The following is a 19,630-nucleotide window of genomic DNA, read 5'->3' as shown; positions in this document are numbered from 1 at the left end:
CAGCATGTCCCTCAAGACATGCCTTATGGAACATCTTCGGAGGCCGCATGACCCCCGAGCTCATGATCGCCGGCGTCATGCTGGTCGCCCTCGTGCTCTACACCCTCACCGGCGGCGCCGACTTCGGCGGCGGCGTGTGGGAGCTCCTGGCCGCCGGCCCGCGCAAGGACGCCCAGCGGCGGCTCATCGACGACTCCATCAAACCGATCTGGGAGGCCAACCATGTGTGGCTGATCCTCCTGATCGTCCTCCTCTTCGTCTGCTTCCCCACCGCCTTCGCCGCGGTCTGCACCGCCCTGCACCTCCCGCTCGCGCTCATGTTGGTGGGCATCGTCCTGCGCGGCTCGGCCTTCGTGTTCAGCCACTACGACCCCCTCCACGGCCGCGGCGCGCTGCGCTGGGGCGGCGTGTTCGCGGTCGCCAGCCTGCTCACGCCGATCACCCTCGGCGTCGTCCTCGGCGCGCTCGGCACGGGCTTCGACGTCGACCGCGCGACCGGCCTCGTCGACACCGACTTCCTGTCCGAGTGGCTCGCCCCCTACCCGCTCGCCGTCGGCCTGTTCACGCTGGCGCTGTTCGCCTTCCTCGCCGCCGTCTACCTCGTGCGCGAGGCCGAGGACCCCGAGCTGCGCGCCGACTTCCGCGCCCGCGCGCTCGGCTCGGCGGTGGCCGTCGGCGCGACCGCGCTGGTGGCCTACCTCGTCGCGCCGCCCGTGATCCGACATGACCTTTCGGTCAGCCCGTGGGCCACCCCGCTGCACCTCGCCACCGGTTTCGCGGCCGTGACCGCGATCTACGGCCTGTGGACCCGCCGCGACGCCCTCGCGCGCGCGAGCGCGATGGCGCAGGTGACGCTGATCGTCGTCGGCTGGGCCGTCGCGCAGTACCCTTACCTCGCCTATCCCGGCTACACGATCGCGGGCACGGCCGCGCCGGCCTCGGTGTTGACGCCGATCCTCGTCGCCCTCGCCGTCGGCGGCCTCGTGCTGTTCCCCTCGCTGGCCTACCTGTTCGTCGTGTTCAAGCGCCGTCGGGCCGCGTGAGCTTCGTTCATACGCGCGGACTCGCGCCGGCCCGCCCGGCTGCTAATCTTCGCTCCCCATGGCCCGCAGCCGCGCCCGCAGTCAACAAGTCCCCGTCAACGAGCCCGGCATCGAGTGGGACCTCGCCAGCGCGGTCAAGCCGACGATCGCCGCCGACCGGCCCTTCCGCCTCGTCAGCCAGTTCAAGCCCGCGGGCGGCCAGCCCGAGGCGATAAGGCAGCTCGTCGAGGGCGTCCAGCGCGGCGACAAGTACCAGCACCTGCTCGGCATCACCGGCTCGGGCAAGACCTTCACGATCGCGAACGTCATCGCCCAGGTCCAGCGGCCGACGCTGATCCTCGCCCACAACAAGACCCTCGCGGCCCAGCTCTACGGCGAGTTCAAGGCGCTGTTCCCCGACAACGCCGTCGAGTACTTCGTCTCGTACTACGACTACTACCAGCCCGAGGCCTACCTGCCGTCGACCGACACGTTCATCGAGAAGGACTCGATGATCAACGAGCAGATCGATCGCCTGCGCCACGCGGCCACGTACTCGCTGCTCAGCCGGCGCGACGTCATCATCATCGCCAGCGTCTCCTGCATCTACGGCATCGGCGCGGCCGAGGCCTACTACGGCATGGTCGCCACCGTCTCGGTCGGCGAGAGCCTCGACCGCGACCAGCTGCTGCGGCGCCTGATCGAGATGCAGTACGAGCGCAACGACATCGACTTCCACCGCGGCACCTTCCGCGTGCGCGGCGACGTCGTCGAGGTGTTCCCGGCCTACGAGGACGAGAAGGCGATCCGCATCGAGTTCTTCGGCGACGAGGTCGAGGCGATCCGCGAGGTCGACGCCCTCCGCGGGGCCGTGCGCGGCACCATGCAGCGGGTCACGATCTTCCCCGCCAGCCACTACGTCACCCCGGCCTCCCAGCTGCGCAAGGCGATCAACAGCATCAAGCTCGAGCTGCACGACCGCCTCGTCGAGCTGAAGGAGAAGATCCGCCTGGTCGAGGCCCAGCGGCTCGAGCAGCGCACCATGTTCGACCTCGAGATGCTCGAGGAGATGGGCTTCTGCTCCGGCATCGAGAACTACTCGCGCCACCTCACCATGCGCAAGCCGGGCGAGCCGCCGCCGACGCTGATCGATTACTTCGCGCCCGACTTCCTCACCATCGTCGACGAGTCGCACCAGACCATCCCGCAGGTCGGGGCGATGTACAACGGCGACCGCAGCCGCAAGACCACCCTGGTCGAGCACGGCTTCCGCCTGCCCTCGGCGCTCGACAACCGCCCGCTCAAGTTCGACGAGTGGGAGAGCCGGCTCCACCAGGTCATCTTCATGAGCGCGACCCCGGCCGAGTACGAGCTGCGCAAGACCGAGGGCGTGGTGGTCGAGCAGATCATCCGCCCGACCGGCCTCCTCGACCCGGAGATCCAGGTGCGCCCGATCGCCGGCCAGGTCGACGAGCTGCTGGCGGAGATCCGGGCGCGGATCGCCAAGAACGAGCGCGTCCTCGTCACCACGCTGACCAAGCGCATGGCCGAGGACCTCACCGAGTACTACGGCGACCTCGGCCTGCGCGTCCGCTACCTGCACTCCGACGTCGAGACGCTCGAGCGCGTCGAGATCCTCCGCGGCCTGCGGCGCGGCGAGTTCGACGTGCTGATCGGCATCAACCTCCTGCGCGAGGGCCTCGACCTGCCCGAGGTCAGCCTGGTGGCCATCCTCGACGCCGACAAGGAGGGCTTCCTCCGCGAGTACAAGAGCCTGATCCAGACCTGCGGCCGCGCGGCCCGCAACCTCCACGGCACGGTCATCATGTTCGCCGACCGCATGACCGACAGCATGCGCGCGTGCATCGAGGAGACCCAGCGCCGCCGCGAGGTCCAGGCCGCGTACAACAAGGAGCACGGGATCGTGCCGCGCAGCACCCACGCGGCCATCAACCCGCTCGAGGCCGAGGCCAAGCCCGAAGCCACGCCGGCCCGCGGCAAGCAGGCCAAGGCGCCCGTCAACGAGCTGCCGGTCGGCCTCGGCCCGCTGACCGACGGCGAGCTGCTGCCGGGTGAGCTCGACGCCCGGATCGGCGAGCTCAAGGCGCAGATGGTCGAGCTCGCCAAGGCGCTCCGCTACGAGGAGGCCGCGAAGATCCGCGACCGGATCCGCGTGCTCGAGGCGCGGCGCCTCGAGTTCGTCGCCTGACCTCTGCCCCTGAAGCGCCATGCCCGACTCGACCCACGACCCCGTCCGCGAGCATCACCAGCGCCGCTACACCGCGGCGCCCGGCCGTACGAGCACGCCTGCCCTTTAGAACATGTCCGAAGCGACCCCCGATCTCGCCCGCCAGCAGCACCAGCGCCGCTACACCGCGGCGCCCGGCGCGGGCGCTTCGACAACCAGGGCTCCTTTTCAAAGGCTGGCCGAAGCGACCCACGACCTCGGGCTCGAGCAGCCTCCGCGCCGCTGCACGGCTGCGCCAGACCACGCGAGCGCCAGGCCACGCGAACGCGTCGGCGCCCGCGGCTTCCTCTTCTTTTTTTAAGCGATGTCTGAAGAGCTTTACGACCTCGCGCGCGAGCAGTACGAGCGCCGCTACATGGCGGCGCTGGCCCAGCGGATCCGCGCGATCCGGGAGGAACGCGGGCTGACCCAGCAGTCGGTCGCGCGCGCGGCCGGCATTGCGTCCGACATGGTCTCGCGGCTCGAGAACGGCCACTACACCAGCCCGGGCCTGCGCACGCTGCTGCGGATCGCCGACGGCATGGGCGTGCCGCTGGCGCTGCTCCTGCCCGACCTCCCCGGCCCCGCCGCCTCGCCCGAGAGCACCCTGCTCGCCCTGCTCAACTCGATCGCCCAGCGGGCCCAGCCGCACGAGCTCGAGCTGCTGCTCGACCTGGCCAAGGTCGTCATCGGCCGCGATCGCCCGTGACGCCGGAGCACGAAGCCAGGAACGCAGCCTTCCGGGCGCTCTCTTCAGGATTGGCGTCGCGCCGGCGTGAACTGCTGCGGAGCCGCCTCATCGATTGCGCGGCAGCCGGCACGCCGCTTCGGCCGTCGCGCTCTCTCTCAAGAAACGGCCCTCTCCGCGCGGCCCGCGGCGTCCATGCGTCGCGTCGCGGCTCAACGCCGGCAGCAGCGAGCCTCGCCCCGCGCCGTGCGGGCGCGACCGACACGCCGACGCGCTGCTCCGGTCCGTGCTGCGCTTGTCCTGCCGCGAAGCGCGTTCCCTACCGCCTCGCTCGAGGCGCCCCGCGCCTCGGAGGCGAGGCATCGACATGTCCTGAAGGACACACGGTCGTGATGTCTCTTCGGACATGTCATCGCCGGCTCGCGGCGACACAAACGCGACGAGGACGGCGCGCACCCGTGCGGGTGCCGCGGCGTCCTCGAAGCCGGGGGCGCGCGACTCAGAACTTGAAGCCGACGCCGTTGGCCGAGAAGGTCGGGCGGAAGGCCGTCCTGGCGCGGTTCGGGTCCCAGTTCTCCCAGCGCTTGTAGCGGGCGCGGTAGGTCAGGCCGACGATGAGGAGCACGGCGCCGAGCAGGGCCGCGGCGCCGGTGGCGGGGACGGCGAACGTGTTGTGCTGGCGGTTCTTGCAGGCGAACGAGTTCTCGACCTCGCCCTCGGGACAGCGCGTGAGGAAGTACGACGTGATGACGCCGACGAGGCCGGCGCCGAGCAGGACGCCGCCGGAGATCATCAGGCCGGTGCCCTTGGCCTTGAACTTGCCGTTGCCGAGCGTCGGCTCGGGCGGGCGCTCGGGGCCCTCGGGGACGACCGTCTCCGGCGTCTCGGTCTTCGGCGGCTCCTCGGTCGCCGCCTCCTCGGGCTTGGGCTCCTCGACCGGGACCTCGTCCGGCGGCGCGTCGCTCGTCGGGACCTCGGTCGGCGGCGCGTCGGCCGGCGGCGGCTCGCTCGGGTTGGCGGGCTGAGCGGCGGGATCGGCGGGCGCGGCGGCGGGCGCGGCTGGGGCCGCTGGGGCCGCTGGGGCCGCGGGAGCCGCGAGGCCTGGCACCGGCACCATGGCCACGGCGAGGACGGTTGCGACGAACGATCGGGAGCGGAGCATGGCCGTCATTGGGGAAGGGGCCGGACAGGCTAGCACCGGCGCTGTGGCTGAGTATTGTACGGTTCGTCCGCGCTTCACAAGCCCCAAGCGCCTGCGAGATCGGACCCTCGTGGGACCTCCACAGCCGCCGCAGCGCAAAATCCGCCACGATCCCGGGGGATCTTATGCCGATGCTCGCCGATCTCGATGACCCACCACGCTCACGCACGCGGGACCTGCTGCTCGGTGTCCTCGTCGGCTTGCCCATCGTCGGCCTGGTCGCGTGGTTCCTGCTCCCCGGCCTGGCCGGGATGATCCAGGGCAACGCCGTCAGCTACGACCAGCGCCTGCGGGCCGAGGACGCGTACATGCAAACCCTCTGCACGCAGGCCATGGTCCTCCCCCGCGACGAGGAGCTGTGCGAGTGCGTGCTCGCCATCGAGGTCCCCTCCCTCGACTGTCGCGACCCCTTCCTCGCCTGGAGCCTCGCGCGTCACCACACGAGCTGCGCCGACGTCGCCACCCGCCGCGCCTCGCTGACCTTCTGCTCGTGCGTGGACACCGTCAAGGAGCGCGTCGACAAGGCCGCCGACCCCGAGGCCGCCCGCCTCGAGGCCCAGCGGGTCGGCAGATGCCTCGAGCTGCCCGACGCCTTCCCGCTGCCCGAGATCGAGGCGCTCATGCCGCCTGGCGCGTGAGACAGCCGTCGCCGGGACTCGCCGGGCCGGGCGCAGCACGACTCGCGTCTTGAGCGGTCCCCTCAAGCTTGCGGCCGCTCGCGACCGTGCGGGCTTGCGCCCGAGACACCCGCTGGCCTCGCCCGGCGGGCGCAGCACACGGCCTTGCCGTCCCTCCGCTCATGACTGGGGCACCCGGTCCCTGGCCCGTCCGGCGAGCGCCACAGCGCAAAGGGCGTCCGAGACGCCCTCGCAAGCTGCCTCCGCTCGCTCCCTTGCCATCGCTCCTGCTCGTGCGATTCGGCGGGCCGAGCGTCGCGCGGAGCGCCGCTGGGCAATCCCTCAGAGCTTCGCGTCTCGGCGGTCTCGTCCGCAGGGCACACCGCACGGCCCTTGCCTCGCGGCCTCGTTCACCGAGGTGCCGCCCTTTGGCCCTGTTCATCAGGACATGTCTCCGAGAACATGCTCTCGTCACCCTGTCCTCATTTACCTGTCGCCGGCGCCATGTCGTTTCGGACATAGCGCATCCGCCACACCCGCTGTTGGCGGCGCAGCGTGGTCTGCTCGCGGCGGCTGGCCTCGGCGAACGGGTTACCGCGCCAGAAGCCCCAGGGGCCGGCCAGGTTGACGAGGCCGAGGGGCGCGAGCGCCGGGTCTTCGACGGTCGCCATGATCTCGAGCGCCACGTCGAACACGTCGCTGGCCACGTGCAGCTCGCCGCCGGGGCGCAGCTGCGCCGCCAGCGAGGCGACCAGCGCGGGCTCGATGACGCGGCGCTTGTGGTGGCTCTTCTTCACCCACGGATCGGGGAACAGCAGGTGGAAGCGGTCGACGCTGGCCGGCGCGAACACGCGATCGATGTCGACGTTGAGGTTGACGTAGCCGAACAGCAGGTTGGCGAGGCCCTCGTCGGCCGCGCGCGCGCGGTTGCGGGCCAGGCATGGCTCGCGGATGTCGAGCCCGACCATCAGCATGTCCGGCCGGGCGGCGGCGCGGGCGAAGCTGAACTCCGCGTCGGCGCAGCCGAGCTCGACCTCGACCGGGCAGTCGGGCGCGAGGCCTGGCGGGCGCGCGACCGGCTGGGCGCGCGCTCGCATGAAGTGCGCGCTCAGCGGGTTGACGTGCTGGCGGATCTTCCGCATCCCCTCACCAGCATGTCCTTACGGACAGGTGCTCAGCTCTTCTTGGCCGCCGGGGGGATCTTGGCCGCGTCGGCGAGGAAGCGGGCCAGACCGACGTCGGTCAGCGGGTGCTTGACGAGCTGGTGGATGACCTTGAACGGCAAGGTCGCCACGTGCGCGCCGATCCGGATCGTCTCGAGCACGTGCAGCGGCGAGCGCACCGACGCGACCAGGACCTCGGTCTTGTAGCCGTAGTTGGCGTACGCCTCGACGATCTGGGCCACCAGCTCCATGCCCTCGTGGCCGACGTCGTCGAGCCGGCCGACGAACGGCGAGATGTACGTCGCCCCGGCCTTGGCCGCCAGCACCGCCTGGATCGGCGAGAAGCACAGCGTCACGTTGGTCTTGATGCCCTCGCCGGTGAGCGTCTTGACCGCGCGCAGGCCGTCCTCGATGAGCGGCACCTTGACGACGATGTTGGGCGCGATCGCGGCGAGGTCGTGGGCCTCGTCGATGATCTCCTTGTACGTCGTCGCCAGCACCTCGCCGCTGACCGGGCCGTCGACGATGCTGCAGATCTCCTGCAACACCGACCGCATGTCGCGCCCGGTCGCCGCCACGAGGGACGGATTGGTCGTCACGCCGTCGAGGAGGCCCATCGCCGCCGCCTCGCGGATCTCCTTCACGTCCGCCGTATCGATGAAGAGCTTCACCGGCGCCCCATAGCACACAGCGGGGCGCGCTTGTATATGCCCCGCGTCCGCACTAGCCTCCGGCCGCCATGCCCCGCCTCGGTGTGATCCTTCAGGACGAGCACGCCCTCCGCGCCGCGCGTCCCGCCCGGCCCGACCCCTCCGACGAGGCCGGCGACGAGGCCGGCGACCCGGTCGAGCTCGTCGCGCTGCGCTCGACGCTGCTGAACCCTCCCCGCGCTGCAGCCGCCCGGGCGCTCGCGGAGCAGGTCCGAAGCGTCCATCCGAACGCCGTCCTGGTGCCGTACGTGTGGCACCTCGTCAGTCACGCGGCCAGCGACGGGCTGCGCGAGGCCGGCACGCGCACGCTGCCCGGCGAGGCGCGGCGGTTCGGCCACCTGCAGGACACGCCCGAGGTCCAGAGCGCCTGGGACGTGAGCCTGCGCTGCGCCAGGGAGATGGGCGCCGACACGGTCATTTTGCGCACGCCGCCGAGCTTCACGCCCGGCACGGTGAACCAGGCCCGGCTGGCCGCGTTCGCCGAGGCGCGCGCGGCCGAGGGTCTGCACGTGGTGTGGGAGCTCGACGGCCTGTGGGAGCCGGCCACCACGCTGGCGCTGGCGCGCAAGTTGTCCATCGACACGCTGGTGCCCGCCTACGAGGGCACCGGCCGGCCGGTCCCGCAGAGCTACGAGCACCGGTGGCTCCGCGTCGACGCCGCGGGCGCGACCGAACGCCTGCGCGGCGCGCTCGCCGAGAGCCTGGTGTTCGCGCTCGCCAACGCCGACGCGCTGGAGGACACGACCATCCTCTTCAGCGGGGCTCGCGCCCACGCAAATCTGCGCGCCTTCGTGCGCGCGCTGGACGCAGCCGAGCTGTAGCGCCCGGCCCTCCGGCGGCCAGCCGCTCCCGGTGCCGCCTCCAGGCATGCGCCCGATGCCCGGCCCTGGCGGCCGGCACGCGCACGGTCACGGCCTCAGTCCCGCCTCGCTCGAGTTTGGGCTCGACGCGGCTGATGTGTAGCGCTTGCAGCGCACGGGCTCTCTTGCGGACCTGCGCAGCCGGGTCGACTCGGAGAGGGCGTGCGCTCTGCGGCTCGCGCACGTTCACGCTCTGCGCGGCGCCTCGCTCGAGCTCGCGCCCACCGGCAAAGCGTGCGCGCATCTCCTGCCCTCACCGCTCGCGCGTGCGCACGCCCGACGACGGCCTCGTAACTCGCGTTGCGCGCCGGGCCTTCGCACCGCCCGCCCCGCGCCTGCCGCGAGAACCTCTGCAGCGCCCACCGAGCGCGGCGACTCCCGAATTGCTCGGCCTGGCCGCTCGCGCCGCGCGCCTGGCTCCCGGGCCACGAGCGGAGCTCGCCGATCGCGCGCTGAACCAATGAAAATCGCCGCGACCTGGGCAGGTTCGCGGCGATTTTCGTGCGAATCGGGGCTCGGTCCGCCCCGAGAGGCAGCTTACGCGGCGGCAGCGCGCTTGCTGGCCTTCTTGCCCGCCTTCTTCGCGGTCTTCTTCGCACCGGCCTTGGCGGCCTTCTTACCGGCCTTCTTGGCGGCCTTCTTCGCACCGGTCTTCTTGGCGGCCTTCTTGCCCGCCTTCTTCGCGCCGGTCTTCTTGGCGGCCTTCTTGCCCGCCTTCTTGCCGGTCTTCTTGGCGGCGCCGGCCTTCGCGGCCTTCTTCGCGCCCGCCTTCTTGGCGGCCTTCTTGCCCGCCTTCTTCTTGGCGGTCTTGCGCTTCGAGGCCTTCTTGCCCTCCTCGGGCGCAGCGTTGGTGTTGGTATCGTCGGTGAGCATCGTGTGGTCCCTCCTTCAGGGGCTACGTGCTCAAAACGCTACATATAAAGAGCATGTAGTGTCAACGCCAATTAACATCTTTTTTACTCAATTATAGGAAGGTGAACGATCTTTGTAACACCTTAGGGGTCCAGGTGTTTGTTTCGCTAGAAATTTTGCGTGCATTCGCGCGTGTGGCGTGGTTTTTGCGACTTACTCCGTGAGTCCCCTCCGTTTCCCCGCCGGCCCCCGATCGGCTTGCGGCGGACGCGGCGGTGGGGGACAACAGCCGACATGCTCAGCATCGAGTGGACTTCTCAAGAGGCGGCAGGCGCGGGCCATCACCTGCTCGCGGTGGCGGTCGCCAGCAGCGACTCGGGCCCGGCGATCGAACGCCGTTTCGGCGCTCCGCTGGCGCGCGCAGCCCAGGCGGCGCGGTTCCGCGGCGAACCGGGGGAGAAGTTCTCGTTTCTGCGCGAGCACCAGGGCGAACCACAGCAGGTGCTGCTGCTCGGGACCGGGGCGAGCGCGCCCTCGGCCGCGGCAGTGCGCGCGCTCGCCTTCGACGCCGTGCGTGCGGGTTCGGCGGCCGGCGTCGCCGAGGTCGTCCTCGATCTGCGCGCCCTCGGCTCGCAGAGCGAGCCGGTCCACTTCGGCGAGCTCGTGGCGCAGGGCCTCCAGCTCGGCACCTATCGCTACGACCGCTACCTCAGCGAGGCCAAGCGCAAGCCCTCGACGGTGCAGCGCGTGCGCGTGCTCGGCGAGGCGGCGTCCGGCGAAGGCACGTCGCGCGGGCAGATCGTCGCGGCCAGCGTGGCGCGGGCGCGTGACCTGGTCAATGGGCCAGCCAACCTCGTGACCCCGAGCTACCTCGCGGACGTGGCGCGAGAGATCGCCGACAACCTCGCCGATCGCGGCGTGCGGCTCACGGTGCTCGAGCGCGAGGACTGCGAGAAGCTCGGCATGGGCTGCTACCTCGCGGTCGCCCGCGGCAGCGCCCAGCGGCCCAAGTTCATCCACCTCCAGTACACGCCCAAGGGCAACAGCAAGGGCCGCGTGTGCCTGGTCGGCAAGGGCGTCACGTTCGACTCGGGCGGCCTGTCGCTCAAGCCGAGCGACGCGATGATGGACATGAAGATGGACATGGGCGGTGCAGCGGCGGTGCTGAGCGCGCTCGAGGCCGCGGCCAAGCTCGGCGTGCCGTGGGAGGTCCACGCGATCGTGCCGGCGACCGAAAACATGATCGGCGGCGACGCCTACCGCCTCGGCGACGTGCTCACCGCCAGCAACGGCAAGACCGTCGAGATCAACAACACCGACGCGGAGGGCCGGCTGACGCTGGCCGACGCGCTGGTCTACGCCGGCAAGCTGCAGCCCACCTACCTGTTCGACTTCGCGACCCTGACCGGCGCCTGCATCGTCGCCCTCGGGCCCCACTGCGCCGGCGTGATGTCCCGCGACGACGAGCTGGCGAACCTCTTCACCGCGGCGAGCCAGCGCGTCGGCGAGGAGATGTGGCGCCTGCCGCTGCCCGAGCCGCTCAAGGAGCAGCTCAAGAGCCCGATCGCCGACATGCGCAACACCGGCGAGCGCTACGGCGGCGCCATCACGGCCGGTTTGTTCCTGTCGGAGTTCACGGCCGGTCAGCGGTGGGTCCACGTCGACATCGCCGGCCCGGCGATGGTCCGCAAGCCGTTCGGCGTGTGCGACGAGGGCGGCTCCGGCTTCCCGGTGGCGACGATCCTCGAGTTCCTCAGCCGCGCCTGATCCACGCTGTCCCTCAGGACAGGCTTTTTGAGCTGGCCGAACCCGCGGCGCGCAAGCTGTCCTGAAGGACGGTTTGCGCGCCGGTCCGCTTTCGAGCAGCGCAGGTCGCCGGCCGCTCGTGATGAACCTGCTCGTCCGGACAGGTCGCTCGCAACGCCGCCGTGTCGTCGATGTCGAGCAGGGCGCCGGTCCGCTTTCGAGCAGCGCAGGTCGCCAGCCGCTCGTGATGGCCTGCTCGTCCGGACAGGTCGCTCGCAACGCCGCCGCCGCGTCGTCGGTGTCGAGCAGCGCTCGGCCGCTCGTTGTTGTCGGGGCTGCGGCTCGCCAGGCTCCGATCACCGCTCGCGACGTCGCGTGACCGACATGCTCTTTCGGGCAGGCCGCCGCGGCCTCGCGCCCGGGCCCGCTCGGCGCCGGCGACCGTCGCTCGGGCCGTCCGCCTGTCCCGGAGAACAGGCTCTTCGAGGCAGCTCGCCCGCGCGCTGCTGTCTCGGGCGACAGGCTCTTCCGGACAGCCGCGGCCGTGCGCCGCTCAGTTGAGGTACTTGACCTCGGTGATGATGCCGTTCTCGACGGCGATCTCGACCTCGCTCGAGGTGCCGTCGCAAGCGAGGTTGCTGGCGACCCAGCGACCGACGCGCGGGCCGCTGGTGCAGCGGATGAAGGTGTGGAAGCGGACGCTGCGCTCGGGCGTCTTGCTCTCCTGCGTGTCGGCCGGGGAGCCCCAGGCCATCAGCGCGGTGAACTCCTTGTAACCGGCCTTGACCTCGCCGCGCTGGGCCGCCTCGCGCTCCTCGGGCGACAGCTCCATCCACTTGGCCCACAGGCCCTTCTGCTCGAGGAACGGCTTGCGCTCGGTCTCCTTGAGCTTGAGGAACTTGGCCTTGTCCTCGGCGGAAGGCAGCGTGTAATAAAATTGGCGGTCGGGCGGGGGCAATCGATCCGGGGTCATCGCGCACGCCAGCGGGCCGAGAAACGCGAGGCCGAGGAGAAGCCGGGCCGCGGCCCGCTGTAAGCGCGGGCGCAGAGAGCGGCGCGAGGAGGTGCGCGGTGACATGGAGCGCATCATAGGAGAGCGGCGTTCGGGTTCAAGAATGCAGCGATCGATGGGACGGAACCTGCGCACCCTGTGGATTTCCTCACGCGTCCAGCGAGGTCATCCTGGCGAAGCGGCCGCGACACGCGTCCTCGGCTTCGTGCGCGACTCAAGGTTGACAAAACTGCGCTTTTTTGCCATCGTTTCGCGGCTTTTGGGCTGGGAAAGGCCGTCTTTGAAGGCGCTCCATGAGCGAGTTCAACATCGGTGACAAGGTCGTCTACCCCGCCCACGGAGTCGCGGAGGTCACTGGCGTCGATCGGCGAGAGATCGCCGGCAGCGTCATGGAATTCTACGTCCTCCGGGTGCTCGAGAACGACATGAAGGTCATGGTCCCGAAGAAGAACGCGGCCTCGGTGGGCCTGCGTCCGATCGTGGACGACGTCCAGGTCCAGGAGGTCTACGAGGTCCTGACCCGCCGCGGCGAGAAGATCTCGACGGCGACCTGGAACCGGCGCTACCGCGAGTACATGGAGAAGATCAAGACCGGGTCGCTCCTCGAGATCGCCAGCGTCCTGCGCGACCTCTGCATCCTCCGCGGCGACAAGGACCTGTCCTTCGGCGAGAAGAAGATGCTCGACACGGCGCGGACGTTGCTCGTGCAAGAGCTCGCGCTCGCCAAGGGCGTCCAGGGCGCCGACGTCGTCCGCGAGCTCGACGAGATGTTCCCCGCCCACGCGTGAGCCCGGAGGGTCTCTCCCGGGCGCGGGGCGCACGAACATCGGCTCGCAGCGCGAGCGAGTCCAGGAGCCGCGCCCAGGCGGGCTCACAGGTCGGCGGTGCGCATGAACATCGGCTGGGCCAGCAGCCACAGGCTGAGCAGGCTCATGAGGATCATGCCGACCATCATGACCAGGTGGACGCGCAGCGCGGCCTTGCGGTCGTCGGCGTAGAGGCGGTTCGACTCGCGCTGGGCGACGTAGATGCCGTAGATGTGGCCGATGACGATCAGCGCGACCTGGACGTACCAGATCGTCTCCGGCGACCACAACGCGGTCAGCGGCGCGCGGGCGGTGCCGAAGAAGTCGTGACCCCAGCCGAGCGGGTCGCTGATCAGGCGCCGGACCTTCGACCACTCCCAGAACACGTGCACGGCGTTGTGGGCCAGGTGATAGAACAGGGCGATCGGCAGGAGCGTGTAGCTGAACTTGATGAACAGCTTGCGCGTGGTGATGTCGCGGCGCCCGCTGGCGAGGCGCATCAGCCAGCACAGCGCGGCATAGATGACGGCGGGGCCGAGGATGCACGCCAGCATCATGACCGTGAACGTCATCGTGCCGCCGTGGCTGCCGCCGAAGCCGAGCAGGTCGGCGCCGAACAGCGCGGTCTGCCCGTCGATGATCGCGGTCCGCAGCGCGTTCTCCCACTCCATCCACAGCGGGATCATGGCCGCGCCGTGGAAGGCGCTGACGATGAAGATCAGCAGCGCCATGTAGGCCTCGTCCGAGCGCGAGCGGTGGGCGTGCAGCACGTCCTCGCCGCTCGGCCGCAGGTTGAGGGCGATGTTGTCGTGCGGGCAGCTCTTCACGCACTCGGTGCAGAGCGTGCAGTACTGGTTCTCGTTCATCGCCCCCATGAACTCGTGGGTGGGGCAGGGGTAGCCGCGCGGGCTGCCGCGGTAGCAGTCCTTGGTGGCGCAGTGGCGGCAGACGTCGTTGTCGCGCCGGCGCAGCTCGACCATCCCCATCATCGCGTACTGACCCGAGACGCGGCCGACGTAGCAGACGTAGCGGCACATCGCCTTGCGCTCGTACACGACCAGCAGCACCCAGCTGAGCAGGATCATGAAGATCCCGAGCACCGACGTCAGCCACGGGCGGTTGGCCGCGTCGAACACGATCTCGAGCCAGGTGATGAAGGCGAACAGCACGATCGCCGGCCACATCCACAGCTTGAAGCGCGGGTACTTCTTCGCCAGCGAGGCGATCGGGCGCACCTTCGTGAAGCTGCGGCGCATGATCCAGTCGGGGATCGCGGTCCACGGGCACATGAAGCACCACAGGTTGCCGAACAGCAGCACCATGAAGATGAGGCCGATCCACCAGATGTTCCAGGTGAGCACCGGCGCGAGGTTGCGACCCGGCTCCTGCGAGCCGATGAGGCCGATGACGATCACGCCGAGGAACGCGATCACCACCGGGATCTGCACGGCCGGCTGAAACCATCGGCTCTTGATCGCCCGCTTCAGCCAGGCGAAGCGGGTGAGCTCGAGGTGCCAGTAGTTGCGCGCCCGCTTGTCACGGCTGCCGTGGCGCTCGAACAGGCTGAACGACAGCAGCAGGATGAGCACGACGCCGGCGAAGAACGCCTCGTTGGGGATCCCCGGCATCAGGTGGACGTAGGCCTTCTTCTTGACGGTCTTGACGTCGTCGAACGCCGTCGGGTCGAAGAACCCGCCGCTGGCGATCTCCTGCCGCTGCTGCGTGGGCAGGCCGACCGACTCGTCCGGCTCGCCCTCCTCGAGCACGAGCGCGCCCGTGCCGGTGCGCTTGCGCCCGAACTCGTCGGTCGACTCGCCGGGCTTGCGCGGCGGCGTGATGTCCTCGATCGGCGGAGGCGGCGGCGCGCGCCCGGGCTTGATGTCCTCCACCGGCGGCTTCGGCGCCGTAATGTCCTCGATCGGCGGCTTCGGCGGCGCCGGCGTGATGTCTTCGATCGGCGGCTGCGGCGGGGCCTGCAGGGCGGTGTGGACGAGGACGACGGCGTGGGCGGTGTCGCGGGCCTCGACGCGGTCGCTGACGATCCAGAACAGCCCGACCACCGCCAGCGACGACGCGAACCAGCGGGCGAAGCGACCGCCGCGGAGCAGCGCGAGCGGATCTTCGTCGCCGCCCTCGGCGCGGGGTTGCAAGATGGGGAGACGCCGACGCGTCATCACGAGCCTCCGAGCTCGGCGATGAGGAGCATGTTCGGCGCGCGCACCCACGTCCGCGGGTCGGTCGCCACGAATGTCCCTTCGGTCAGGTCGACGACCTCGGTGGCCGCGACGGCGCAGCTGTCGAGCTCCGCGAGGTCGAGCGTGGCCCACAGGACCTGCCCGCGGCCCTCGGCGAACGGCGGGTTGCTGACGGGGCCGGCGCCGATCGCCAGGTGCGTGCGCGAGGCGTCGAGCGTGAGCGCGAACGGGGCGTTCTCGGCGCCCTCGATCGCGTCGAGACCGCTGACCTGGCCGCATACCGTGGGCGACGCGCCGCCGCGGACGATCAGCACGCCCGGCACCGGCGTCTCGCTGGCGAGGAGCCACATCGCCGGCTGGCCGCCGCCCGCCGGGCGGAGCAGCGCCGGCTCGCGGACGACCCGGACGCTGTCGAGCTCGGGCGGGAGCTCGTCACCGGGCGCCCCCGCGATGCCGCAATTGCCGTTGATGCTCCACAGCTTGGGCGGCTCGAGGATCTGCGACTGCACGGCGAGCAGGCCGCCGGCGCCGTCGGGCGCGACGAACTGCGTGGTGACGGTGCCGCTCGCCAGCGGCGTGCTGCAGGCGCTCATGCCGGCGGCGGCGTCGGCCGGCGCGAGGTCGGCGAAGCCGCCGGGCAGGCTGACGACGGCGACGGCGTCGTTGCCGTCGCAGGCGAAGGCGACGCGCGAGACGTCGTCGTCGAGGGCGGCGATCTTCCACCCGCCGTTGCACGGGGTGGTGTCGAGGTCGAGGCTGAACGCGCCGATCGCCTCGGGCCGCAGGTCGTCGGGGTCGACGACGAGGAGCTCGCTCGGCTCGGGCCAGCTGGCGGCGCGGAGGTCGTTGGCGAACACGCCGACGAGGATCCGCCCGCTCGGGTGCCGCAGCAGGAAGATGGCCTCCTGGCGACCGAACGGCAGGTCGAGCACGCCGGCCGAGAACTCGCCCGCCGCGAAGTACTTGTCCTCGGCGAACACCTCGCCCTGCGCGACGTCGGCGAAGGCCGCGCGCGGGTAGGCGAGCAGCGACCCGCGGTCGGTGTCGGGGTAGTGACCGATCGCGGCCCAGAGGTGGTCGTCGTCGAGCAGGAGGCCGTAGGGCTCGTCGAGCAGGTTGCCCATGACCTGCTCGCCCGAGGGATCGAACTTGAGGTCGGTGCCGATCCGCCCGCGCAGGTACGGCGCGGCGGTGACGTCGTAGACGTCGATGCGGTCGTCGAGGGTCTGGCTGACGACCAGCACGGTGCAGGGCGGGCTCGCGCAGGCGAGGAGGCCGGCCTCGGCGCCGGCGGTGGTGTCGCCCGTGCCGGCGGTGGGATCGTCGGTCCCCATCGTGTCGGTCGGATCGACGGGGTTTTCCTCGAGGCAGCCGTGCGACAGCACGATGCTCGTCGAGCAGAGCACGAGGCCGAAGCTGCGGACACGGAGCGCGCGGGACGAGGCCATCGCCCGTGACGCTAGCACAGTCGAGCGCAGCGGTTCAGCCGTCGCGGCGACCCAGGGCGACCTTCATGAGGAGCAGCGCCTCACGGGCAGCGTTGCCGACGAGCTGGCTCTCCTCCGGCTCGCCAGCGACGGCGACGAGGCCGCCGACTCCCATCTTGAAGTTGGAGTCGAGCTCGCGGCCGCGGAGCTGGTTGAGGAAGGCGTCCTGAGCGAGGGCGACGTTGCCGCGGTAGTCGTAGACCTTGATGCGGCTGATCTTGCCCTCGGCGTTGACACCGATCCCGACTTCGAGCGTCAAAATGCCGCCGTCGAGGATCTTCGGCTTGGTCCGCGGGTCGATGAAGATGGCGACGCCGAGGAAGTTGCCCTGCGCGTCCGAGGCGATGAAGAACTCGGGCAGCTTGTCCTCGGGGTAGAGCTCGAACCCGAGCTCGGCCTCGAGCAGCTTCACTTCGCTGTCCGAGTACTGGTAGCGCTTGATCCGCCAGCCGTTGGGGTCCGCGTCCGGAAACAACTTCATCAAGTTCCGGTGGGTAATCTCCCAACTTCCCCACTTCGCCAGGTGCGCCTCGGACCGCTGTGGCGCCAGCGCGAGGCAAAAGAGCAGTCCCAAACAAACCTTGGCAGCGAAGCGGGTCAGGCGGGTCATGGGCGTCCTGCGGGCCTTCAGGGTGAAGCATCCCCGCGTGATGGCCGGGACGTCAAGGCACCCGGAAAGCTTCAGCGAGCCGAACCGCTGCGCCACCACCCCTGTGCGCGCTCGCACGGGCGCACGTGGCGCTAGAAGTCGGCCACGGCCTGCAGGCTGAACGCGTCGTTGAACACGCGGTTGCTGCGCCCGCCCTCCTCGCGCACGAACATGTATTCGCCCTTGAGGTTGAAGCGCGGCAGCACCGGGAACCGCAGGCCGACGACGTGCGCCTGCAACGCCTCGTCGTAGAGATAGCGGTCGGCGAAGTCTGACAGCACGTAGCCGTCTTTGGTGCGGCCCGGGACGGCGCGATCGGGGTCGGCGAAGTCGAAGCGGTACTGCACGATGAGGCCGGGAAGCCTCGTCTTCTTGCGCCGCCACAGCGGCTGCGCGATCTGGGCGTAGCCGCCGAGCATGCGGCGATCCGCGAGCGCCTGCTCGCCGAGCATCATCATCGTCTTGCCGACGCTGTCGACGCCGTACACGAACTCGCCGCGCAGGTGCGGCAAGGGGTAGGGGCTGGCGACGACCTCGTCGAGGTTCAAGTCGAAGTGCGCACCGACGCGCCAGGTCGGCGCCTGCACGGTGTCGGGATAGCCCTTGCCCATGTACTGCGGCGACGGGAACTGACTCTGCGGGTGCGTGCCCCAGATGTACGAGCCGCCGAAGTTGAGCGCCGGCACCGGACGGATCTGCAGGCGAGCGAGCAGCGACTTGTTGCCGTTGTTGTCGGGCGTGATGCCGAGGACGAAGCCGTCGCCGCGCGGGACCTCGACGTCGCGGAGCTGCCGTTCGCACGGCGGGACCGCCTGGCCGACCGGTTGATAGCGGTACAGCGCGTCCATCGTGCGGGTCTGCGTGCACGCGTCGCCGTTGACGACGCCGAGGTCGATCTCGAGCGGGCGGATCGGGCGGGCGCCGCCGAAGGTCGGCTTCCACTTGATGGTGACGCCCATGTCGATCCACGAGCCGGGATAGACGCGACCGACGCTCATCGCCAGCGGCCGCGTGACCCACCAACGCACGGGCGCGTCGTGCTCCTCGTCCTCGAGGCCGAACGGGACGATGAAGACGCCGCCCGAAATTTTGAAACCCTCGGCGAACCAGCGCGGGCTCTTCTTGGCCCACGCGAACGGGTTCACCTCGAGCACCGCGGCCTCCATGAGCACGATCGGGGCGTAGTTCGGGGTGACGTCGGGGGCGACGGGGCTGGCGCGAGGGATCGAGATGAACTCGAAGGCGATCCGCGCGTAGACGACGTCGCTGTAGATCGGGGCGCCGACGTAGAGGTTGGCCGCGCCGCCGCCGAAGTACGGCAAGGTCTTGAGCTGCGGGAAGGTGCCGGTCTCGGGGTCGCGGGCGCTGAGGTCGGTGCGCTGCGCGACGGTGAAGTTGAAGCCGAGGTAGCCGCGGACCTGGATGCCGCCGCTGCCGCCCGGGCCGGTGTCGTCGAGCTTGCCGGGATCGAAGAAGCCGACGCCGCCGCCGCTGACCGGCTTGCGATCCTTCGGACCGAACAGGGCCGAAAGACCAGGTTTCTTCGGCGGCGGAGCGGAGCGCGACGGGAGCTCCTCGATCTCCGGCATCGGCGGAGCCTTGCTCGGACCCTCGCCCGCCGGGGCAGGCGCAGCGGTGGTGACGTCGCCGCCGAAGAAGCCGCCGTTGCTCGAGGTCGCGGGCTTGGCGGGCTCGGCGGTCGCGTCGCCCGTGGGGCTCGCGGGCGACTGCTCGGCGGGTGCCGCGATGCCGGCGCCGGACGGTTCGCTGGCGAGCGGGACGTCTTCCGGCAATCGAGCGCTGGAGGCCGTCTCCGGAGGCGCCGGCGCGAGCCAGAGAGCGAGGACGGGCGCGAGCATGAGCCGGCCGGACTCTACCGCAAGGTCCGGGCATGTGGTACGTGGGTAACGTGCCGAGGCGCATCCTGCTCACGTTCATCGCCGCCGTGGCCTGCAGCAGCGAGGCCGGCAAGTCCGCACCGCCGGCGCCGACGTCGATCGTGCAGCCCTACGTGGCGATCCAGGAGACGCTGGCAGCCGACCGCCTCGACAAGCTGTCCGAGCTCTCGGCCCAGGTAGTGGTCGCGGCCGAGCCGCTGCAAAAAGAAGCCGGCATCCCCGAGGTCGTCGCCGGCGCCGGTCGCGTCGCAGCTCAGGACATCGACACGGCCCGCGCCGGCTTCGAGAAGATGAGCATGGGCCTCATCTCGTTCTTGAAGAACCACAGCGACCAGCGCGCCGGCTACGAGGTGGTCTTCTGCCCGATGGCCTTCAATAACAAGGGGGCCTACTGGGTGCAGAAGACGGGCGAGATCATCAACCCGTACCACGGGATGATGATGCTCCACTGCGGCGACAAGGTCGCGTGGGACAAGGCGCCGGGCTGAGTCAGTATG

The 19,630-nt window shown here is 70.3% G+C and carries 18 protein-coding genes; 9 read left to right on the top strand and 9 right to left on the bottom strand.

The window, feature by feature from the left end; genetic code table 11:
* The first annotated feature begins 47 nt into the window (after positions 1–47).
* The 3 genes from NAEX_RS19915 to NAEX_RS19900 all read left to right on the top strand — a co-directional run bounded on the left by NAEX_RS19915 (position 48) and on the right by NAEX_RS19900 (position 3,958).
* Positions 48–1,043: a cytochrome d ubiquinol oxidase subunit II gene (locus NAEX_RS19915; protein ID WP_096329072.1), complete on the top strand. Its 996-nt coding sequence runs from the start codon at positions 48–50 to the stop codon at positions 1,041–1,043.
* A gap of 58 nt (positions 1,044–1,101) precedes the next feature.
* A complete protein-coding gene (uvrB, locus tag NAEX_RS19910; protein ID WP_096329071.1) occupies positions 1,102–3,231 on the top strand; it encodes an excinuclease ABC subunit UvrB in 2,130 nt (709 codons plus the stop codon).
* A 343-nt stretch (positions 3,232–3,574) separates the two neighbouring features.
* Complete coding sequence (locus NAEX_RS19900) at positions 3,575–3,958, top strand: helix-turn-helix domain-containing protein (protein ID WP_096329069.1); 384 nt, start codon at positions 3,575–3,577, stop codon at positions 3,956–3,958.
* A 478-nt stretch (positions 3,959–4,436) separates the two neighbouring features.
* Here the strand turns inward: NAEX_RS19900 and NAEX_RS19895 are convergent, their stop codons facing one another.
* The gene (locus NAEX_RS19895) at positions 4,437–5,099 is read right to left on the bottom strand and encodes a hypothetical protein (RefSeq protein ID WP_143140455.1); all 663 of its coding nucleotides are present in this window, start codon (positions 5,097–5,099) and stop codon (positions 4,437–4,439) included.
* A 170-nt stretch (positions 5,100–5,269) separates the two neighbouring features.
* Here NAEX_RS19895 and NAEX_RS19890 point away from each other — a divergent pair, with 170 nt between their 5' ends.
* Positions 5,270–5,776, top strand: a complete 507-nt coding sequence (locus tag NAEX_RS19890; RefSeq protein WP_143140456.1) for a hypothetical protein — start codon at positions 5,270–5,272, stop codon at positions 5,774–5,776.
* A gap of 461 nt (positions 5,777–6,237) precedes the next feature.
* Here the strand turns inward: NAEX_RS19890 and trmB are convergent, their stop codons facing one another.
* Together trmB and fsa are read right to left on the bottom strand one after the other, a co-directional pair.
* Positions 6,238–6,897: a tRNA (guanine(46)-N(7))-methyltransferase TrmB gene (trmB, locus tag NAEX_RS19885; RefSeq protein WP_096329066.1), complete on the bottom strand. Its 660-nt coding sequence runs from the start codon at positions 6,895–6,897 to the stop codon at positions 6,238–6,240.
* A gap of 32 nt (positions 6,898–6,929) precedes the next feature.
* Positions 6,930–7,589: a fructose-6-phosphate aldolase gene (fsa, locus tag NAEX_RS19880; RefSeq protein WP_096329065.1), complete on the bottom strand. Its 660-nt coding sequence runs from the start codon at positions 7,587–7,589 to the stop codon at positions 6,930–6,932.
* A 68-nt stretch (positions 7,590–7,657) separates the two neighbouring features.
* Between fsa and NAEX_RS19875 the strand changes: the two genes are divergently transcribed.
* On the top strand, positions 7,658–8,449 hold the full coding sequence (locus NAEX_RS19875) for a hypothetical protein (protein WP_096329064.1): 792 nt from the start codon (positions 7,658–7,660) through the stop codon (positions 8,447–8,449).
* 576 nt (positions 8,450–9,025) lie between these two features.
* Here NAEX_RS19875 and NAEX_RS19870 read toward each other — a convergent pair.
* A complete protein-coding gene (locus NAEX_RS19870; protein ID WP_096329063.1) occupies positions 9,026–9,361 on the bottom strand; it encodes a hypothetical protein in 336 nt (111 codons plus the stop codon).
* Between the two features lie 273 nt (positions 9,362–9,634).
* Here NAEX_RS19870 and NAEX_RS19865 point away from each other — a divergent pair, with 273 nt between their 5' ends.
* The gene (locus tag NAEX_RS19865; protein ID WP_096329062.1) at positions 9,635–11,107 is read left to right on the top strand and encodes a leucyl aminopeptidase; all 1,473 of its coding nucleotides are present in this window, start codon (positions 9,635–9,637) and stop codon (positions 11,105–11,107) included.
* Between the two features lie 121 nt (positions 11,108–11,228).
* Positions 11,229–11,465 carry a hypothetical protein gene (locus NAEX_RS48050; RefSeq protein WP_143140457.1) on the top strand — a complete coding sequence of 79 codons (237 nt, stop codon included), beginning with the start codon at positions 11,229–11,231 and terminating at the stop codon, positions 11,463–11,465.
* A 174-nt stretch (positions 11,466–11,639) separates the two neighbouring features.
* Here NAEX_RS48050 and NAEX_RS19860 read toward each other — a convergent pair whose 3' ends face one another.
* Complete coding sequence (locus NAEX_RS19860) at positions 11,640–12,059, bottom strand: hypothetical protein (RefSeq protein WP_143825595.1); 420 nt, start codon at positions 12,057–12,059, stop codon at positions 11,640–11,642.
* A gap of 332 nt (positions 12,060–12,391) precedes the next feature.
* On the opposite strand from NAEX_RS19860, the gene NAEX_RS19855 reads away from it, so the two are divergent.
* Positions 12,392–12,886, top strand: coding sequence for a CarD family transcriptional regulator (locus tag NAEX_RS19855; RefSeq protein ID WP_096329060.1), 495 nt, complete (start codon positions 12,392–12,394; stop codon positions 12,884–12,886).
* 83 nt (positions 12,887–12,969) lie between these two features.
* Here the strand turns inward: NAEX_RS19855 and NAEX_RS19850 are convergent, their stop codons facing one another.
* The 4 genes from NAEX_RS19850 to NAEX_RS19840 all read right to left on the bottom strand — a co-directional run bounded on the left by NAEX_RS19850 (position 12,970) and on the right by NAEX_RS19840 (position 19,094).
* Positions 12,970–15,078, bottom strand: coding sequence for a 4Fe-4S binding protein (locus NAEX_RS19850; RefSeq protein ID WP_100792900.1), 2,109 nt, complete (start codon positions 15,076–15,078; stop codon positions 12,970–12,972).
* On the bottom strand, positions 15,078–16,547 hold the full coding sequence (locus tag NAEX_RS48045; RefSeq protein ID WP_100792901.1) for a hypothetical protein: 1,470 nt from the start codon (positions 16,545–16,547) through the stop codon (positions 15,078–15,080). Before NAEX_RS48045 ends, NAEX_RS19850 begins: the two co-directional genes overlap by 1 nt.
* 34 nt (positions 16,548–16,581) lie before the next feature.
* Positions 16,582–17,067: a hypothetical protein gene (locus NAEX_RS19845; protein ID WP_096329058.1), complete on the bottom strand. Its 486-nt coding sequence runs from the start codon at positions 17,065–17,067 to the stop codon at positions 16,582–16,584.
* Between the two features lie 260 nt (positions 17,068–17,327).
* Positions 17,328–19,094 carry a hypothetical protein gene (locus NAEX_RS19840; protein ID WP_143140459.1) on the bottom strand — a complete coding sequence of 589 codons (1,767 nt, stop codon included), beginning with the start codon at positions 19,092–19,094 and terminating at the stop codon, positions 17,328–17,330.
* Positions 19,095–19,144: 50 nt separating this feature from the next.
* Here NAEX_RS19840 and NAEX_RS19835 point away from each other — a divergent pair, with 50 nt between their 5' ends.
* Positions 19,145–19,621 (top strand): DUF3347 domain-containing protein, encoded by a 477-nt coding sequence (locus tag NAEX_RS19835; protein WP_170135854.1) that lies wholly within the window; start codon positions 19,145–19,147, stop codon positions 19,619–19,621.
* The last annotated feature ends 9 nt before the right edge of the window (positions 19,622–19,630 follow it).

Source organism: Nannocystis exedens (assembly GCF_002343915.1).
GTDB classification, from domain to species: domain Bacteria; phylum Myxococcota_A; class Polyangia; order Nannocystales; family Nannocystaceae; genus Nannocystis; species Nannocystis exedens.
Note: the sequence above shows the minus strand (reverse complement) of the source record. Positions and strands in the feature narration are given on the sequence as shown.

Excerpts from the sequence above, each read along its gene's own strand:
- NAEX_RS19850 (WP_100792900.1), bottom strand. The coding sequence starts at position 15,078 with ATGACGCGTCGGCGTCTCCCCATCTTGCAACCCCGCGCCGAGGGCGGC.
- NAEX_RS19865 (WP_096329062.1), top strand. The coding sequence starts at position 9,635 with ATGCTCAGCATCGAGTGGACTTCTCAAGAGGCGGCAGGCGCGGGCCAT.
- NAEX_RS19900 (WP_096329069.1), top strand. The coding sequence starts at position 3,575 with ATGTCTGAAGAGCTTTACGACCTCGCGCGCGAGCAGTACGAGCGCCGC.
- NAEX_RS48050 (WP_143140457.1), top strand. The coding sequence starts at position 11,229 with ATGAACCTGCTCGTCCGGACAGGTCGCTCGCAACGCCGCCGTGTCGTC.
- NAEX_RS19860 (WP_143825595.1), bottom strand. The coding sequence starts at position 12,059 with ATGACCCCGGATCGATTGCCCCCGCCCGACCGCCAATTTTATTACACG.
- NAEX_RS19890 (WP_143140456.1), top strand. The coding sequence starts at position 5,270 with ATGCTCGCCGATCTCGATGACCCACCACGCTCACGCACGCGGGACCTG.
- NAEX_RS19870 (WP_096329063.1), bottom strand. The coding sequence starts at position 9,361 with ATGCTCACCGACGATACCAACACCAACGCTGCGCCCGAGGAGGGCAAG.
- uvrB (WP_096329071.1), top strand. The coding sequence starts at position 1,102 with ATGGCCCGCAGCCGCGCCCGCAGTCAACAAGTCCCCGTCAACGAGCCC.
- NAEX_RS19840 (WP_143140459.1), bottom strand. The coding sequence starts at position 19,094 with ATGCTCGCGCCCGTCCTCGCTCTCTGGCTCGCGCCGGCGCCTCCGGAG.
- NAEX_RS19895 (WP_143140455.1), bottom strand. The coding sequence starts at position 5,099 with ATGCTCCGCTCCCGATCGTTCGTCGCAACCGTCCTCGCCGTGGCCATG.
- NAEX_RS19845 (WP_096329058.1), bottom strand. The coding sequence starts at position 17,067 with ATGAAGTTGTTTCCGGACGCGGACCCCAACGGCTGGCGGATCAAGCGC.
- trmB (WP_096329066.1), bottom strand. The coding sequence starts at position 6,897 with ATGCGGAAGATCCGCCAGCACGTCAACCCGCTGAGCGCGCACTTCATG.
- NAEX_RS19855 (WP_096329060.1), top strand. The coding sequence starts at position 12,392 with ATGAGCGAGTTCAACATCGGTGACAAGGTCGTCTACCCCGCCCACGGA.
- NAEX_RS48045 (WP_100792901.1), bottom strand. The coding sequence starts at position 16,547 with ATGGCCTCGTCCCGCGCGCTCCGTGTCCGCAGCTTCGGCCTCGTGCTC.
- NAEX_RS19915 (WP_096329072.1), top strand. The coding sequence starts at position 48 with ATGACCCCCGAGCTCATGATCGCCGGCGTCATGCTGGTCGCCCTCGTG.
- NAEX_RS19875 (WP_096329064.1), top strand. The coding sequence starts at position 7,658 with ATGCCCCGCCTCGGTGTGATCCTTCAGGACGAGCACGCCCTCCGCGCC.